This window comes from Candidatus Erwinia haradaeae, assembly GCF_900698955.1.
Classification (GTDB): domain Bacteria; phylum Pseudomonadota; class Gammaproteobacteria; order Enterobacterales; family Enterobacteriaceae; genus Erwinia_E; species Erwinia_E haradaeae_G.
This window is the reverse complement of sequence record NZ_LR217720.1, coordinates 92,594-111,749: the sequence shown is the minus strand read 5'-3', so window position 1 is coordinate 111,749 and position 19,156 is coordinate 92,594. Positions and strand designations below refer to the sequence as shown.

Genomic DNA, 19,156 nt, shown 5'->3' with positions numbered 1-19,156 from the left:
GAATGTTCATGGAAAATATACACAATATTGACATATAGTATCTAGTTTAATATAGCAGACTATCGTCATTCTAGATCTAGAAAAGATAAAGGAACTCACTAAACTGTAGAACGCGCTAAAGCAAGATAAAGTTTATGCAACATACCTGCCTGCTTCTTCAGTAGATCTAGGGATCCTCTATTATCTATAATATCATCTGCCATCTTAATACGTACTGAGAGTGTAGATTGACTCAGTAAAATGTTTTTAACTTCTCTATAGCTAACACGATCACGTTTAGATGTTCGAATAATTTGGTCTATATAACCTACATGAGTTACTAATACACGATTTGTGTAACACTTAAGGTTATTTTCTACTAATAACGGCACCACCCATAAACACCATGTAGAACGCGCACGTGCTAATTTCTCGTGAGAAATTTTACGAATGATAGGGTGTAATAAGTTATTGATCCATAATCTATCATCTATAGAACTAAAAATTTTTTTTCGTAAAGCAGCACGGTTTAATAGACCATTCTGCATAAAAATTTCATCTCCAAAATGTTCATATATTTTTCTTAAAACTGGCTTATGAAAAGTCATAATCTCACGAGCAATCACATCGGAATCAACGATATCTACACCCATTTTAGCGAATATATTTGCAACAGTGCTTTTTCCGCTACCAATGCCCCCTGTCAAGCCCACAATATAACACATAAATTATAGTGATCTCTAAAAATTCTCAAAGGATATGAAAATATATATATCATAACCAGATATTAACTGTTACCATATTATGGAAAAATATCATTAATTACTATGGTCATTTACAATCATACCAGTGTTAAAGGTAACTCATGATCAGTTTTCACTAATCCCTGAATGGCATAGGGAAAGCTAATTTATTCACTTTCCTTATTGCTCCATATAATAATTATCGTTTACATCAAACAATCACAAATACACTCCAAGATATTGTGATCTAACTTACGCTATAATACTACTAATATTTCTCAGTCAAATAGTTTATCTATTAGAGAGCTTACAGCCCCTGTATATACAATTATACCATAATTCATTATATTGAAAAAAACTATAAGTTCATTGTCCTATTTTTAACAATAAAACATATCATACTGTATAGATAATATACGTTAGTACATAAAGATAGATGATTACAGATGTATCTAATCGTAAGATTATATAATAATCATCACACAATCATCTGATTATCTATGATATAATTACTACCCTAAAATTCCACACTACATGTTTTGATACTACAATCCTTACGTGCTATGCTTAGTCTTTATATCTCTTTCTTATCTGATTAAAAAATATGCTAAAATATCATCATAAACTACCACGATTGATAAATGCATTTTGATTTCAATTAATGTATCAAGTACACAATGCGGATGCGCTAGTATCTGACCCGCTCACTAAATAATGCAAAATAACAAAATACTCATTATAAATCACACCGTAACATATAATTTATATACAGCCTTATTCACTCTTTTATCCATGATAAAAGAAATATCATTCAGAAAATCACGCATCATAAAAGTAGTATCGGATATGAAGCTTTTATAAAATAAAAAACACACATATCTGTAATGCATAAAAATAAAAAATGATACAATCATTAGTTTCAAAATATAAAAAATACCTATTATTATCTCTGTTACAAATATTATTATAAATTATTTTATAGAAGATTAGTATGCTATGTGGACCTATGGAACGATACTACCCTTGATCAGGAGCAACATCACACATTCAATAATAACATCTTTGCCTATGAGGAAGTATTGATATATACAGTCATCATTGAACCCTCCCTCTTGTCACTTAATGATACTTTTTATTTATACACCATGTACCATTTCAACAACATATCAGACAACATATATAAAATATATCCAATAGTTAACATTATCGATCACGAATACTTTAATCACATTTAGAGCGCACAGATACTTGATTATCTTATTCTGAAATAGAATAGTATAGTACTTTTTATATTGTCTATGTCTTTTTACATCCAAGTTCAATAATTATCAAGATTAGGTATGCTATGCAACTTACAGCCATCAATCCTTATTCTGTTAGCACTGTTTTTCATATGATGCTCATCTCTAATGTCGATATGAAGCGTCAAATGCCTACAAGAAGTATTTTTAAAAGACAAAGTATCGCTCTGTGTGATATCCAATATCTCACAAGTCTCTGTTGTGACGCTGATGTACAACGGATTTATTCACTAATGTGCGCGGCCCGCAAGGGTATTATTTTGGAGAAAATTAGTAAAATTATCACAATAAAGTCTGTGCTAACAGCCATAAATGAGTACGTCAATACTATTAAATATCAAACAAAACAGAACTCCCATACGAAAAATTATTGTTTACCTTATTTTGTATAATATTACAGGAGTATACGTATGAGTAACTTACTGAAATATAACACTAGAACAGCTCATTAAAAAATTAGAAATTATTACTTATTACAGGTAAACCAAACATGCTCCAATACAGGAGAAACATGGACGAGAGAAAAACAAAAATCAAGCTCTATCAAAAACCTCATAGTTACTATGAATGTCTACTGCTGTGATATACCACCTATCTAATACACTCACAATGTATCCAGATAACTTTATTAGGATCTTTATAAACAAATTGCTCTCTCATGGTGGAAAAAACATGAAATTACCAATTTATCTAGATTACGCAGCCACTACACCGACTGATTCACGTGTAGTAGCAAAAATGTTACAATATCTAACCATAGATGGCGATTTTGGTAATCCAGCTTCGCGTTCACATCGATTCGGTTGGCGAGCAGAAGAAGCAGTAGATGTTGCAAGAAACCAGATTTCAGAGCTTGTTGGGTCTGACTCACGAGAAATTATTTTCACTTCTGGAGCCACTGAATCTAATAATCTAGCGATTAAAGGTACCGCTATTTTTTATAAAAAAAAAGGTCGTCATCTGATTACAGTGACCACTGAGCATCTATCAGTACTAGATACTTGTATGCAATTAGCGAAAGACGGTTTTAGAATCACTTATCTTCAACCACAACGTGATGGTAGTATTTCTCTTCATCAACTAGAAAAAGAAATGCGTCATGATACTGTATTAGTATCTGTCATGCATGTCAATAATGAAACTGGTGTAATACAAGATATATCCTCCATAGGAGAGCTATGTCACAAACATGGTATACTCTTTCATGTTGATGCAACACAGAGCGTAGGAAAACTTCCTATTAATCTCAAACAACTAAAAATTGACCTGATGTCTTTTTCCACTCATAAAATTTACGGACCAAAAGGAATCGGCGCTCTTTTTGTACGCAGTGAACCACGTGTATATCTTTCCAAACAAATACATGGTGGCAATCATGAGCGTGAAATGCGTTCAGGTACACTTGCAGTACACCAAATTGTAGGTATGGGTACAGCGTGGTCCATTGCTAAAGATCAAATGACTCAAGATGTGATTCATTTGAACTCATTACGTAAAAAACTGTGGAACGGTATTAAAGACATTAAGACAGTGTCCGTCAATGGATCTTTTACTCACGGCATTAGTCATATTCTTAATATAAGCTTTCAAGGAATTAGTAGTGAAACGCTGGTTATGGCACTCAAAGACCTAGCCATTGCTACTGGATCTGCTTGTTGTTCTTCTAGAATAGAATCGTCTTATGTTTTACGAGCTTTGGGTGTTAACCCACAGCTCGCGTATAGTTCTGTTCGATTCTCGTTTGGACGATTTACGACTAATGAAGAGATAACTTATGTGATACAATTAATTCAGAAAATGATGGATAAGTGAAAATATCACATTAGCTGATATTCAAGATATACACCATAATACTTACTATATGTCATTAAGATGATCCATCGGATACATATTCAATAAATATGCTATTACTATGGATATCAATAGCAGATGCGATTTAAAAGAAAATACATTATGCGCAATCATTATATGATAAAATCTCATCAACTGAGATTTGGCTCTAATTCGTAATTTTGTCTGTGTAAACTTGTAATAGTTTCATCATTTTTCTCCAAGAGAAAGATCGATCTTTTATATCACAATACGATACATCCTGATTATTTTTATAATTATAGGGCTTCTGGAAATAGTATATCTATTAGAATATGTAGTGTGCACAAACATTACCACGATGTGATAAAAGAGTTTATTTCTCACACATATCTATAAACTCTCTCCTTTTCTACCGTTCTATGTATTTTATAATTATTCTAATTAATATATACTTTTTATATCAACATACCTCTCACAAATAACCACTATTGATTAATAATAACAAAGTAAATGATAGAGGTGTAATACTATAAAATATAGTGATCGAGTTGTACTAATTGAGCTAACTCAATCATTGGTTGTGGATAGAAACCTAAGACTACAGATAGTACAGCTAAAATAAGTACCACAAAACCACTGGGAGTTCTTATCCAGTAGCTCGCAGGTAAATGATATTCTACAAAATTAGAAGGTGGAAGATATAAGTTAATAATTATCCGCAGATAATAATATAATCCAATAGCGCTACCGATAATAAGTGAGCTAATTAACACCCATAGGTGAGAATGCATCCCTATAACAAGGAGATAGAACTTACTTATGAAACCAAATGTCATTGGCATGCCTGCAAGTGACAATATGATTACTGTCGTGGCTGCTGCTAACATAGGATACTGCCAAAATAAGCCACGATAAGAATGAATCAACTCAGAATCCTTATTGATAACGGCTGTACTCATTAAAGAAACAATACCAAAAGCCCCTAAACTGCTAAACACATAACTCACTAAACATACGGACACTGCTTCTATTAACTGTTTTGTATCCGATGTTGTTGAAGCAATACATAGAACTAAAATATACCCAAAATGTGCAATAGACGAATATCCTAAAATACGTTTTATATTATCTTGTCTAAGAGCCATTAAATTTCCACATAGCATAGAAGCCACCGCAATCACACTCAATATCATACTAATTCCTAGGCTGCTATTTATGGAAGTACACATCAATAAACGCATAAAAACACCCAAGACCGCTATTTTACTAGCGCTAGCTAAGAACATCCCAACTGGCGAAACAGAACCTTGGTAAACATCCGGTGTCCATAAATGAAAAGGTACTAACGACAGTTTAAAACAAAAACCAACAAGCATTAAACAAAAACCTACAATTAATAGCGGCTGAACAATTATACTACTATGTATAGCATCACCTAATTCTCTAAAACCTAGGACACCTGTATTAGCATATAATAACGCCATTCCAAAAAGAAAGAACGCAGATGCGGCTGCCGATAATATAGTGTATTTTAATACTGCTTCTAATGAACGAGAACGTTCGCAAACATACCCTACTAAACCACAAATCGGTAGCGACATTACTTCCATACCAATGAATAATGACGCCAAATGATTTGCGCTCGATAAAAAAACACCCCCTAATGTAGAGATGATTAAGAGTATATAAAATTCTTCTCTATTTTTTTGTATACTAGATAGCCACGGGTACGCAAACACACACGTACACAAACTTACTAAAATCACTAAACTAGCATAAAAAATGAAATACCCGTCTACTCGCAGTACAGGCGTAATATCTACCTCTCCAACCTGCGCGACAAAATACAAAGAAAATAATGCTACATTTAATCCCACAATAGCCATGGTAGCATTTATTCGGTGATCACGTTTCACCCCAATACTCAACATCATCATCACCACTATGAGTACAAGAATAAAAAAAGGTAGTAACGAAATGTATTGTGGATAATTAAACATCATAGATACTTAAAGCCCTTTAGTTAACATTGCAGTAGAAAATAACTGTTGAATATTGCTCATAGCACAATAAGAGGTGTCTAATATTGTCTGGGGATATAAACCTAAAAATAATAAAAGCATCAATAATACTAAGAGCGTGATAACCTCACGCACGGACATATCTCGTAATTTCTCTTCTAATTTCGCTTCCCCATAATACGTTTTTTGCAACATAACTAAGGAATATACTGCAGAAAACACTAGGCTACATGTCGCTATCACAGCAATTAAAGGAGCTGTCTGAAAGCTCCCTATTAAGATCATAAATTCACCAATAAAGTTCCCTGTTCCAGGAATTCCCAAATTTGCCAACGCAAAAAATACAGATAATCCTGGCAACCATTGGATCCGTGACCATAAACCACCCATCTTACGCATATCAAGAGTACTCAGACGCTCATACAGTTGACCACACATAATAAATAATGCTGCAGTCGATAAACCATGTGCAATCATCTGAATAACCGCTCCCTGATATGCTATTAAGCTACCTGTATAAATAGCAATTAGCAAAAAGCCCATATGAGAGATAGATGTATAAGCCACTAAACGTTTTATATCATATTGAGATATAGCCATCCAAGCGCCATAAAATATACTAATAATGCCTAACCACATAGCAATAGGGGCAAATTTCAGCGACGCATGAGGAAACAAAGGTAATGTAAAGCGTAGCAAACCATAAGCTGCTGTTTTTAATAAAATACCAGCTAAATCAACAGATCCTGCAGTAGGAGCTTGACTGTGCGCATCTGGCAACCATCCATGAAAAGGTACAACTGGCATTTTCACTGCGAAAGCAATAAAAAATCCCATCATTAATAATTGTTCCACATAGGGTAACATGGGAGTATGTAATAAATCTTCATAGTTAAAAGTTAAATTTCCTGTTTCAGAGTAATGCAAAAATACTAACCCTATAATAGAAATTAACATTAATAATCCACTTGCCTGCGTGTAGATACAAAACTTTGTAGCTGCAGTAATGCGTGTCTGCTCATCTGAAGACTTATGACCCCATAATGAAATTAACAAATACATCGGTATGAGCATCATTTCCCAAAATAAAAAAAACAGAAAAAGATCAATGGCCAAAAACACACCCATGACCCCTCCAAGAACCCAGAGTAAGTTGAGGTGAAAAAAACCATGCCATTTTTCAATTTCTCTCCATGAACACACGACCGCCATTATTCCTAGTAAGCTTGTCAGAACTACCATTGATAATGATAATCCATCAAGCGCCAAATGAAAATTAATGCCAAATCGTGGAATCCATGGTACTAAACACTCATCTATCCAGCGTAGATTTTCATCTCTTAGTAACCTGGTATCTCCCGAGTCTGCCCAAAGTAACAACGAAACGGTGAACGTTAAGCCCATTGCGATAAGAGCCACCCAACGCGGATAAGTAACACTAAAGTGTTCGGACTGCCAACAGAGTACGCCACCAATCAATGGTATCGCGATTAGCAAAAATAATAACATTACGGTATCTTCTATATGTATTATAAAAATATAGAGCTATGATTAGGTTGATATGTTTATATTATACGAATATCTCATGCGATGCATGCATGATGACTACCTATTATTACATAGTTTTTCAGTTGAAAATAAATCCATATATACACAGAGATATCACACATGGAAATCTTTTGGGCACCATGAACCTACATGTAATCTCCATATGTTAGATCACTATTGTCAGTGCTAAAATACATACCGCACCCAAAAGAATAGCGGCAAGATACCATCGTAAATAACCATTTTCACTAATAATTAACCCTCTATTCATCGCAAGTGCTAATACACCCACACCATTAATAACAATAGAACATGGGTCTGGCGATAGTATCTTAGCAATTCTTAAATAGCTCTGTACAAAAAGTTTCTCGTATAACCAATCAAAACCCCAACCACTCAAAAGCAAAAAGCTCAGCAAGCGCCCTATCTTACTACGTGAAAAAATATTACGCCACGCAGGCTTGCCTAACCATAACAGAGCAGACATCACTATACCCATGACAACTAATACACTTGAGATAATCTCTAGCGCGATTGTTGAACTATTCAGCAATGGTATATTGTCTGGCAACACACCTTGCAAAGGTGGTAAAATCCAAGACCCCATCACTGTTGAAAGAATCAATAAAACTATTAGCGGTACGCGATAAGCTGTAGTCTTTTGCAATGATGCGTAAATAATATTTTCTTTACCATGAAATACTAGAAAAATCATTCTACCTGTATACAGTGATGTAATAAATGTACCTACTAAACCTACTAAAACTAAATTGATATCTCCATGAGATACCACCCCTGATAATATTGCTTCCTTACTAAAAAAACCAGAGGTGATGAATGGAAAAGAAGCCAACGCTAAACCGCCGACTACAAAACAAAGGTAAACAAAAGGCATGCGATGACGTAATCCTCCCATTTTAAAAATATTTTGCTCATGGTTACACTCTAGAATAACTGACCCGGCAGAAAGAAAAAGCAATGCTTTAAAAAATGCATGAGTCATTAAATGATAGATCGCTGATTGCCAAGCTTGCACACCTAGCGCTAAAAACATATAACCTAATTGGCTCATGGTAGAGTAAGCTAATATACGCTTAATGTCAGTTTGAGTTAAAGCAGCAAATCCGGCTAAAAATAAAGTCATAGCCCCAATAATACCAACTAAATGCAGTACAAATGGTGTAAGTAAAAATAGGACGTACGTACGAGATATTAAATACACCCCGGCAGTAACCATAGTAGCAGCATGAATCAATGCAGAGACTGGGGTAGGGCCTACCATCGCATCTGTCAACCAAGTCTGTAATGGTAGTTGAGCGGACTTACCAATCGCCCCCCCTAAAAGCATAAGTGTGATCCATGGAAATATGTGCTCGGCATAAGAAAAAGAATACAGAGGGGCTAACGCCATAATATTAACAATATTAAATGTATTCATCTCATCATAGAGCATAAATAATGCAATAGCGAGGAAGACATCGCCAACACGAGTGATGATAAAGGCTTTCATTGCCGATCTAATATAAGATGGATTCGTATAATAAAAACCAATTAACAAGTAGGAACATAACCCTACCCCTTCCCAACCAAGATACATTAAGACTAAATTATCGGCTAATAATAAAACGACCATACTAGCAATAAAAAGATTCATATAAGCAAAAAATCTTGAATATCCCTCTTGGCCTCGCATGTACCAAGATGAAAAAAGATGAATCAGACATCCTACACCTGTAACAATAGTAAGTAATGTTAAAGAAAGTCCATCGAGCACCAAACTTACATCAACCTTGAACTGATCCACATGCATCCATGTCCATAGTACCTGGTGAAACACCTTTTGATCGCTTTGTAAAAAATCTAACCCGATATATCCCGTCAGCATTGCTGCTAACCCAACTGATGTCACACCTATAACAGCACTGGTAGTGTCTGATAAGCGACCTAAAGAAAAAGATAGGAATAAAAACCCGAGTAGTGGAAAAAGTATAGTTAAATAAAGAAGGTTCATCCACGCATCTCACTTAGTATATCAATATTAAGATTCTTTGTGCGGCGATAAAGATGCAATAATAAAACTAGACCAATACTAGTCTCAACTGCCGAAATACTCATCGCAAAGACAAACATGACTTGACCGTCTGCTTGGCCCCAATAACTCCCTGCCACTACCATGGCTAATGCTGCCGCGTTAAACATGATTTCGAGACTAATTAACATAAACAATAAGTTACGACGCATAATTAAACCAGTGAGACCGAGGCAAAATAGAGCTGTCGCTACAATTAATCCGTGCTTTAAAGGAATCACATCTACTGTTCCTTATGTGTTGTAGTCATGATTGAGGATTTATTCATCAATAATTTGTCTGGGAGTCGAGATTTAGATCCCATATGATATCCGACCACTAATCCTGATAAAAGCAACATGGAAGTTAACTCGACAACCAGCATATAAGATCCAAATAACTTTATACCTACCTTCTTACCATCAATCACTGCCAAAGGAATACCCGTATCATTATTTAAACAAAGAGCATATAACAAGATAAGGAAAAGCAAGAATGATAAAAATCCTGGACCAAGCCACATGTATGGTCTAAACCAAACTTGTTCCTGTTGCATTACAACACTACTAAGATTTAACATCATCACTACAAAAACAAAAAGTACTAAAATAGCACCAGCATATATAATAATTTCTACAGCACCAGCAAAATACGCACCAAGTGAAAAAAAAATCCCGGAAACCGCTAATAATGAAGTAATTAAATATAGTAGTGCATACATAGGTTCAATATGCGTAATAACACGTAATGTGGAGAGTATAGACACAAAACTACACATATAAAATATATATTCCATACCTAAACCCTTAATTAAGGTAATAAGCTCTTAACATCAACAGGAGCTACTTCTTTCTCAGCGCATCCTTTATCCTTACCTGCAATAGACATACCTGATATGCGATAAAAGTTATATTTCGGGTTCTTTCCCTGACCAGCAATCAATAAATTTTCTTTTTCATATACTAGATCTTGGCGTTTAAACTCTCCTAATTCACAATCTGGAATTAACTGAATAGCAGTAGTAGGACAGGCCTCTTCGCATAACCCACAAAAAATGCAGCGTGAAAAGTTAATGCGAAAAAATTCTGGATACCAACGTCCATCTTTCTTTTCAGCTTTCTGTAAAGAAATGCAACCTACTGGACACACCGCCGCGCAAAGATTACAAGCCACACAACGCTCTATGCCATCTGGATCGCGTGTTAAAATAATGCGCCCGCGATAACGCGGAGGTAGATACACAGGGTTTTCCGGATACAGTAACGTTTCGCGCTTGGCGAAAACATTGATTCCAATAACCCATAGACTACGTAAAATGGTACTGCATCCCAAAATAATATCTTTTAGCGTCATGATGATGTGTACCCTTTGTTGGCTATGCCATACATAAAATTACTGCGGCAGTGGCTAGAAGATTCAAAAGTGTTAAAGGTAGGCACACAGTCCAGCCGAACGACATTACCTGATCATAGCGTGGGCGTGGTAAAGCAGCGCGCAGTAAAATAAAAAACATTATAAAAAAAGATGTTTTTACGCCAAACCATATTGCTGGCGACAAATATGGACCATGCCAGCCACCAAAAAATAAAACGACAATTAATGCAGACACCACAAATATCCCGATATATTCACCCACAAAGAATAAACCAAACTTCATACCAGAATACTCTACATGATACCCATCAGCCAATTCTTGTTCGGCTTCCGGTTGGTCAAATGGATGACGATGACACACAGCTAAACCTGCAATTAAAAAAGTTAGAAAACCTAAAAACTGTGGAATAACATTCCACATATTCGTTTGGCTATTAATAATGGTTAGAATGTTGAACGATCCAGCCTGTGCTACTACACCCATTAAAGATAACCCCAGAAAAACCTCATAGCTTAGTGTTTGCGCAGAGGCGCGTATGGCCCCCAAAAGGGAATATTTATTATTACTAGACCAACCAGCAAACAAAATGGCATATACCGCTAAACCCGCCATCATAAGAAAAAACAATACACCAATATTAAAATCTGCTCCTATAAAAGTAGGTGTAAAGGGGATTATCACTACCACCATCAGTAGTGCAGTAAAGGCAATAACTGGGGATAAAGTAAAAATTATACGGTCCGCAAATGTAGGAATCCAATCATCTTTAAATAAAATTTTAATCATATCAGCTGCTATCTGTAAAATCCCTCCCCAACCTACGCGATTTGGCCCATAACGATTTTGAAATAAACCTAGCATGCGTCGTTCTAAAAAACTCATAAAAACGCCGCATCCAACCACCATGCATAACATGATTAATGGTTTAAGTATAGAAGCGATCATGGTACTGCTTTCGTCTGTGCAAAAAGTCATTTGTCCGCCTGTCGCAAATTATGTACATCTGCTCCATGCAGCAATAAAAAAAACCCTGGAAAACCGATAGGCATCCCTACTTGTCCTGATCTTAATTGAGGTGATAAAAAAACAGGAAGCAAAAATTCTTTGTATTGACATGTGCATACTATATAAGAACCTTCACGCACATCTAATTGCTCTGCATCTTGCATATTCATGATTAAATATGGTGCCAACATACGTTTTTTAATCACATCTGAACGCTGCGTCATTTCTTCGCTGCCAAAAAGGTGGAAATAAGGGACTATACGCCAATGATTATCTTGGGCCTTAAAAGCAGCAGGAACGCTTGTAAACCAATTGAGTTGTATTTTATTTGCTTCAATTAAACGCTCTCCAGAATCTCCACCACGCAACTCTGCACCTATAGCGTCTTGAAATTTATTCCACGCCTGTGGAGAATTCCACCCCGGAGCCCAGGCAAACGGAATCTGTGAATGCTTAGCACAAGGCTGTTGATAACCCTCCATTGAAAAACTAAACATACTATCTAAATCCTGTGGTTGTCGTGGCTCATGAACGCTAATATTCGAGCGCATAGCAGTACGTCCACTAGAGCGATGCGGGGAACGTGCTAATTTTTGACCACACACGCGAAAGGAGGCATCTGGTGCGGCTTTCTTAATACCGGCTAGCTTGGGCAAAGCCTCTACACAAGCGTTAATCACATGATCTAGTTGATGCCACTCTATAGCACGACTATTCATTGTTTGCTTAAGAGCATGAAGCCAGCGCCAACTTGCTTGCATCTGTACTTTTTTGTCATAATAAGCTGGGTCATACACTTGGAAAAAACGCTGGGCACGTCCTTCTTGATTTATCAGAGTGCCGTCACTTTCCGCAAAACTTGCGCTAGAAAAAATAAAATTAGCATGTTTACTAGTATCAGTATTTTGATGGTCTAGTAACATGACGCATTTCGTATTACTTAATGCATGATTAATGATGCTCTGTGGCATATGGCGATATAAATCGTTTTCTAAAATAATGATTGCATCTGCTGTACCATCTGATAATTCCTCTAAAGCTACCTCTAGTGAATACCCACCAATCAAAGCTAAACCTATACTATTCGCCTCCGGAGCAAGAAAGCTGATTCCCACTTCCTCTACACGCCCAATTAATGCCTTAGCTACATTCGCTGCTGCTTGCACAATAGCTTCACTGCCCGCATGAGTTCCTGTAATGATTAATGGTTTTTTCGCGTTACATAAAGCTTCTGCAATGATGTCAATCTGATCATATAATGAGGCATCTAAACAAGTTACTTCTGGGGCACTGTTATCTATCTGGTGCGCGATAGCAAAACCAAGACGAGCTTGATCTTCTACGGGAGCGTAATAACTCCAAGTTGCAATATCATCTAATTGAGTACAATCCACATTAGTTAAAAATAGTGGGTACCTAGCATTGGCGCTACTATTCATGATCGCTGCGCTATTCCAATCGTCTACTTTGTTTTCTTTTGCTAACTCACGCGCCTTACCCTTAATCGCCTGACGTACCGCTAATGCCATACGTGCAGCTACTTGAGTCAAATCTTCACCCAATATCAATATTGCATCATAACTTTCAATCTCACGAAGTGAGGGAGTACGTATACCACTATCGTGTAATATATGTAATATCAAATCAAGACACGCCTGCTCAGTAGATAACATACCAGTAGAAAAGTTCTGAGCTCCTACTAGTGATAATAAAGAAAAATTACTTTCTATACTGGCACGTGAGGAACCAATACCGATAATTTTTTTTGCTGCCCGCAATGTATCCGCCGCACTTTGTACAGCTTGATCCGCAGTCAGTGACACTACATTTGTTCCCTGACGCTGCAAAGGTTGTTTGGGGCGATTTTGAAGATTTATATATCCATACCCAAATCTACCCCGATCACAGAGAAAATAGTGATTTATCATGCCATGATAGCGGTTTTCAATACGACGTAGTTCACCGTAACGTTCACCAAGACTAATATTACATCCAAGGCTACACTGCTGACAAATTCCAGGTGCAAACTGCATGTCCCATTTACGATTATAATGTTCAGAATGAGTTTTATCTGTAAAAACTCCTGTAGGACAAATTTCTACTAAATTTCCTGAAAACTCACTATCTAAAACACCGTCTTCAATGCGCCCAAAGTAAATGTTATCACTGGCCCCATATACACCAAGGTCTTTTCCATCTGCATAGTCTTTATAGTATCGTATGCAACGGTAACAAGTGATACAACGATTCATTTCATGAGCAATGAAGGGACCTAGATCCTGATTACGGTGAGTGCGTTTAGTAAAACGATAACGACGTAAGACATGACCACTCATGACAGTCATGTCCTGTAGGTGACAATGACCACCCTCTTCGCATACCGGACAATCATGCGGATGGTTAATCATTAACAACTCTACTATGCTTTTGCGAAACTCCTGTGCTTCTTGGTCATTAATGGAAATAAAGGAACCGTTAATAACTGGAGTCATGCAAGACATGATCAAGCGTCCATGAACATCTGCAGCATCTTGATAGTGCTTGACTGCGCACTGACGACAAGCACCAATACTACCAAGAATAGGATGCCAGCAAAAATAAGGAATATTGAACCCTAGCGATAAACAAGCTTGCAGTAAATTATCTTTACAATCAGCATTGTATGCTATACCATCTATATAAATAATTGTAGGCATCATCATGCTTCCACCAAATGCTTCCACCAAACTTGTTCTCTTACAAGCATGACACGTGATCATAATTTTTAGATAGTGCAATTTGAAACAAGACATTCATAAGACTAAATGCTAAAAATTGCACACGCTTTATCATTCATGCTTTTTTTGAACTTTCTATACCGGCTTCAAACTCTGCATAAAAATATTTAATAGCACTTCGTAGTGGAGCTGCCGCACCGGGGGCATGAGCACAAAAAGTTTTACCTGGACCAAGTTGTCGACACAGATATAACAAAATATCAATATCTCCGGGTCGCCCTTTCTTGTGTTCTAGAGCACGTAATATTTTTACACTCCACGGTAACCCTTCTCGACAAGGGGTACACCAACCACAAGATTCACGAGAAAAGAATGTTTCTATATTACACACTAAAGCTACCATATTGATCTCATGATCAACAGCCATTGCCACCGCCGTACCCAGGCGACTACCGGCTTGATTAATACTCGAAAACTCCATAGGTAAATCCAGTGCCTTCTCAGTAAGAAAGTCAGTACTCGCACCACCTGGTTGCCACGCTTTCAGTTTTAATCCGTCACACAAACCTCCTGCATAATCTTCCAAAAGTTCTCGCGCAGTAATGCCAAATGGCAGCTCCCATACACCTGGGTGTTTTACGCGACCAGAAAAACCCATCATTTTGGTCCCTGTATCAGCGCTTTTTGATAGCCCTGTGTACCACTCTACACCATGCTCAAGAATCGCTGGAATATTAGAAAGCGTTTCGACATTATTAACACAGGTTGGTTTACCCCATACCCCTATGTAAGATGGAAACGGGGGTTTGGATCGTGGATTCGCCCGACGTCCTTCTAATGAATTCATCAAGGCTGTTTCTTCACCACAAATATAACGACCCGCTCCAGTATGGATGATAATATCTAAGTGAAAGTTAGTAAAAAAAATACACTTTCCCAGAAATCCTGCTATTTTTGCTTCTTTAATGGCACGACGTAAGTTTAGCTCCGCTTCAATGTATTCACCTCTAAGAAAAATATACCCTCTACACACTTGCAATGCGTAAGCACTAATTAACATTCCCTCTATTAATTGGTGTGGCATTTTCTCCATTAATAAACGATCTTTATACGTACCAGGTTCCATTTCATCTGCATTGCATAACAAATATCGGGTATTTTCTGATGTATCTTGTGGCATAAGGCTCCACTTCAATCCAGTCGGAAAGCCTGCGCCACCACGCCCTTTTAATCCAGACTGGCGCACTAAATCAACCACTTCACTGGCAGTCATACCGGTTAATGCTTTTTCTGCACCATGATACCCATTTTTCTTAAGGTATTCCTCTAGAAAAACTGGCTTGTTATCTTCTCGCATGCGCCAAGTTAAAGGATGTGTATAAGCCGTACGCTGAATCTGTCTCATGGATACTGTTCCAGCAGTTTTGCAATATCTATTGACGTAAGATTACCGTAAGTCATTGTATTAATCATCATAGTGGGCGCCTTGTCACAATTCCCCAAACAACAAGTGGGTAGCAATGTAAAACGTTTATCCTCTGTAGTCTGCCCAGGATGAATTTTTAAATATTCTTCTAATGTAGACTGAATCATCTCATATCCCATCAGATAACAAACCACACTGTCACAATACCTAATAATATGACGACCGACCGGTCTACGATAAATTTGACTATAAAAAGTTGCAACACCCTCTACATCACTCGGGGGAAGATCTAAAAGATTAGCAATATCCTTGATGAGACTATCTGATACCCATCCTCTATTTTTTTGTACAATCTTTAACGCCTCAATGACGATCGCACGATTATCTTCGTAGAAATCCTTCTCGTGTACTATAGCATCGCGCTCTATATCACTGAGTGTACTATTATGAGGGACGTACAGTGTATCAACTTTAATCCTCTTCTCATACATAATTAGCGATCCACATCTGACATCACAAAATCAATACTACCAAGATACACAATTAAGTCTGACACTAAACTCCCTTTTATCACCGATGGAATCTGTTGTAAATGTGGAAAACTAGGTGTACGAATACGCGTGCGATAACTTATCGTATTCCCATCACTAGTTAAATAGTAACTATTAATCCCTTTAGTCGCTTCTATCATCTGGAAAGATTCATTAGCTGGTATTACAGGACCCCATGAAAGCTGGAGAAAATGAGTGATTAAAGTTTCAATATGCTGTAACGTTTTCTCTTTAGGCGGCGGTGTAGTTAGTGGGTGATCAGCTTTTATGGGGCCCTCGGGCATATTTCGTAAACATTGTGCTAAAATTCGCATACTCTGGCGTATTTCTTCCATCTTAAGGAGGACTCGAGTATAAGAACAACTTACACCATGACCAGTAGGTACTTCAAACTCAAAGTTTTCATAACCGGAATAAGGGCGCCATTTACGTACATCAAAATCTAAACCAGTAGCACGTAACCCCGCGCCAGTAGTTCCCCATGCTAACGCTTCCTCCATATTATATGCGGCCACATTTTTAGCACGCGCAATTAAGATGGAGTTTTTTAAAGCTGCATTCTCATATATGCTTAAACGTTTTGGTAACCAGAGTAGCAGTTCACGAAGGAGTCTTTCCCATCCTCGAGGTAGATCATGTGCTACCCCACCAATCCGAAACCAGGCTGGGTGCATGCGCGCGCCAGTAATAGCTTCTATTATATCATAAATTTTTTGACGATCAGTAAAAGCTAAAAATACTGGCGACATAGAGCCAACATCCTGAATGAAAGTCGAAATATATAATAAATGACTATTAATGCGAAATAATTCAGATAACATCACACGGATCACTTCCACACGCTCTGATACGCTAATTCCAGCTAATTTCTCTATTGCTAAGACGTAGGGTAACTCATTAACACAACCACCAAGGTATTCAATACGATCGGTATATGGGATATAGCTATGCCAGGACTGACGCTCACCCATTTTTTCTGCGCCACGATGGTGGTAACCAATATCCGGTATACAGTTAACAATCTCTTCACCATCAAGTTGTAGAATAATACGAAATGCTCCATGTACCGAAGGATGATTTGGTCCGAGATTAAGAAACATAAAATCCTCGTGAGCATTTGAACGGTGTAATCCCCAATCTTCTGGACGGAAAAGTAGTGATTCCATTTCTGAATCTTCTTTCTTCTTTGTAAGCTCAAAGGGATCAAATTCAGTCGCGCGAGCTGGATAATCCTTACGCAGTGGATGCCCTTTCCAACTTTGTGGCATGATAATACGCCTTAAATGAGGGTGGCCAATAATATCAATACCAAACATTTCCCAAGTTTCGCACTCATACCAATTAGCATTAGGAAAAATATGACTGATTGTGGGTACATGTAGATCATGCTCAAATAACGCCAATTTAAGCATTAGATCACGATTCTCTTTTATGAAAATCAGATGATAAAAAACAGAGAACTCTGCTTCTGGTAAACCTAGACGATATATTCTTTGACGTTCATCCATGCCATGCAAGTCATACAACATTACATAAGGTTTGAATAATTCGTAAAGAAATGTAATAATTTTTAGTAATTGATCACGACGCACCCAGGCTACTTGCATACCGGTACGTGTAGCTTGTAAGATAAAAGAATCTGCTCCAAAACGTTGACTTAACTCTTTGAGCAAGGGGTCATCTTGATGATCTTGACGCTCCTGTTGTGATTGCGCCAAGTCTTTCTTGCTTAAATCTATCATACAATATTCACTATATCTGACCTGCTTGACTTATACCTCATGCTAGTTTCATAGTCAGCTGACCTACGTCATTGCACAATACCTTATACTTCAAAATTCAGTGTTGTAATACATATCTATCATTTTAATTTATATGCAGCATTAAGTTTTCTCTGATGTGCATACATCTGTCATAGCCATACGTTCTGCGTTTTTTCTATCTCGCTCCGCTGGCATCTTAGCACGATAAACACCTTGTTCATGCATTAAGGGTGACAAGGGTCGCCGCTCTTTACCAATTGATTCTTGTAGTAATAATAACGCTTGTATATAAGCCTCTGGACGCGGCGGGCAACCCGGGATATATACATCTACTGGCAGAAATTTATCGACACCCTGAACTACTGAATATATATCATACATACCACCAGAGTTTGCACATGCCCCCATTGAAATTACCCATTTTGGAGAAAGCATTTGATCATATAAACGTTGTATTACTGGAGCCATTTTAGTAAAACACGTCCCTGCTATCACCATCAAATCTGCTTGTCGTGGTGATATACGAATCACTTCCGAACCAAATCGAGCAATATCATGTACTGCAGTAAATGAAGTTGTCATTTCTACATAACAACAAGATAGACCAAAATTAAATGGCCACAGAGAATTTTTACGCCCCCAATTGACTACATCATGTAAAATATGCTCTAACTTTCCAAGAAATATATTTTTATGTACGTATTTCTCTAATGGATCAATCACGTCTACTTCTTTATGTAAAGGATAACGGTCATTCTCACCATCTTGGCTTGGACGCGTTAAAGTGTACTCCATAAGTTATACCTTTTTACATCATAATCGATTAATCGTTGTACATATTAAGTAT

At 37.2% G+C, this 19,156-nt stretch carries 14 protein-coding genes and 1 pseudogene; 2 read left to right on the top strand and 13 right to left on the bottom strand.

What is annotated here, in order from left to right:
- Window positions 1-98 precede the first annotated feature (98 nt).
- On the bottom strand, window positions 99-704 hold the full coding sequence (coaE, locus tag ERCILAFE3058_RS00380; protein ID WP_157989525.1) for a dephospho-CoA kinase: 606 nt from the start codon (window positions 702-704) through the stop codon (window positions 99-101).
- Between the two features lie 1,363 nt (window positions 705-2,067).
- On the opposite strand from coaE, the gene ERCILAFE3058_RS00375 reads away from it, so the two are divergent.
- On the top strand, window positions 2,068-2,415 hold the full coding sequence (locus ERCILAFE3058_RS00375; protein ID WP_162297980.1) for a hypothetical protein: 348 nt from the start codon (window positions 2,068-2,070) through the stop codon (window positions 2,413-2,415).
- Between the two features lie 280 nt (window positions 2,416-2,695).
- Entirely contained in the window at window positions 2,696-3,835 is a 1,140-nt protein-coding gene (locus tag ERCILAFE3058_RS00370; protein WP_157989524.1) for an IscS subfamily cysteine desulfurase, read from the top strand.
- 527 nt (window positions 3,836-4,362) lie between these two features.
- Here ERCILAFE3058_RS00370 and nuoN read toward each other — a convergent pair.
- The 12 genes and pseudogenes from nuoN to ERCILAFE3058_RS00310 all read right to left on the bottom strand — a co-directional run bounded on the left by nuoN (window position 4,363) and on the right by ERCILAFE3058_RS00310 (window position 19,104).
- Window positions 4,363-5,838, bottom strand: coding sequence for an NADH-quinone oxidoreductase subunit NuoN (gene nuoN / locus ERCILAFE3058_RS00365; protein ID WP_414973848.1), 1,476 nt, complete (start codon window positions 5,836-5,838; stop codon window positions 4,363-4,365).
- A 6-nt stretch (window positions 5,839-5,844) separates the two neighbouring features.
- Window positions 5,845-7,365, bottom strand: coding sequence for an NADH-quinone oxidoreductase subunit M (gene nuoM, locus ERCILAFE3058_RS00360; RefSeq protein WP_157989523.1), 1,521 nt, complete (start codon window positions 7,363-7,365; stop codon window positions 5,845-5,847).
- Between the two features lie 205 nt (window positions 7,366-7,570).
- On the bottom strand, window positions 7,571-9,415 hold the full coding sequence (gene nuoL / locus ERCILAFE3058_RS00355) for an NADH-quinone oxidoreductase subunit L (protein ID WP_157989522.1): 1,845 nt from the start codon (window positions 9,413-9,415) through the stop codon (window positions 7,571-7,573).
- Window positions 9,412-9,714: an NADH-quinone oxidoreductase subunit NuoK gene (gene nuoK, locus ERCILAFE3058_RS00350; RefSeq protein WP_157989521.1), complete on the bottom strand. Its 303-nt coding sequence runs from the start codon at window positions 9,712-9,714 to the stop codon at window positions 9,412-9,414. The genes nuoL and nuoK overlap by 4 nt, the downstream gene beginning before the upstream one ends.
- Before the next feature lie 2 nt (window positions 9,715-9,716).
- Window positions 9,717-10,268 (bottom strand): NADH-quinone oxidoreductase subunit J, encoded by a 552-nt coding sequence (gene nuoJ / locus ERCILAFE3058_RS00345; protein WP_157989520.1) that lies wholly within the window; start codon window positions 10,266-10,268, stop codon window positions 9,717-9,719.
- A 14-nt stretch (window positions 10,269-10,282) separates the two neighbouring features.
- Entirely contained in the window at window positions 10,283-10,825 is a 543-nt protein-coding gene (gene nuoI, locus ERCILAFE3058_RS00340) for an NADH-quinone oxidoreductase subunit NuoI (RefSeq protein ID WP_157989519.1), read from the bottom strand.
- Between the two features lie 22 nt (window positions 10,826-10,847).
- Window positions 10,848-11,822, bottom strand: a complete 975-nt coding sequence (gene nuoH / locus ERCILAFE3058_RS00335; protein WP_157989518.1) for an NADH-quinone oxidoreductase subunit NuoH — start codon at window positions 11,820-11,822, stop codon at window positions 10,848-10,850.
- Window positions 11,819-14,554 (bottom strand): NADH-quinone oxidoreductase subunit NuoG, encoded by a 2,736-nt coding sequence (gene nuoG, locus ERCILAFE3058_RS00330; protein ID WP_414973853.1) that lies wholly within the window; start codon window positions 14,552-14,554, stop codon window positions 11,819-11,821. The genes nuoH and nuoG overlap by 4 nt, the downstream gene beginning before the upstream one ends.
- 148 nt (window positions 14,555-14,702) lie before the next feature.
- Window positions 14,703-15,974 (bottom strand): annotated as a pseudogene (gene nuoF, locus ERCILAFE3058_RS00325) (NADH-quinone oxidoreductase subunit NuoF); the annotation flags it as partial.
- Window positions 15,971-16,486 carry an NADH-quinone oxidoreductase subunit NuoE gene (gene nuoE / locus ERCILAFE3058_RS00320; RefSeq protein ID WP_157989516.1) on the bottom strand — a complete coding sequence of 172 codons (516 nt, stop codon included), beginning with the start codon at window positions 16,484-16,486 and terminating at the stop codon, window positions 15,971-15,973. The gene nuoE and the pseudogene nuoF, both read right to left, overlap by 4 nt.
- 2 nt (window positions 16,487-16,488) lie before the next feature.
- Entirely contained in the window at window positions 16,489-18,288 is a 1,800-nt protein-coding gene (gene nuoC / locus ERCILAFE3058_RS00315) for an NADH-quinone oxidoreductase subunit C/D (RefSeq protein WP_157989515.1), read from the bottom strand.
- A gap of 141 nt (window positions 18,289-18,429) precedes the next feature.
- Window positions 18,430-19,104 (bottom strand): NuoB/complex I 20 kDa subunit family protein, encoded by a 675-nt coding sequence (locus tag ERCILAFE3058_RS00310; protein ID WP_157989514.1) that lies wholly within the window; start codon window positions 19,102-19,104, stop codon window positions 18,430-18,432.
- Window positions 19,105-19,156 lie beyond the last annotated feature (52 nt).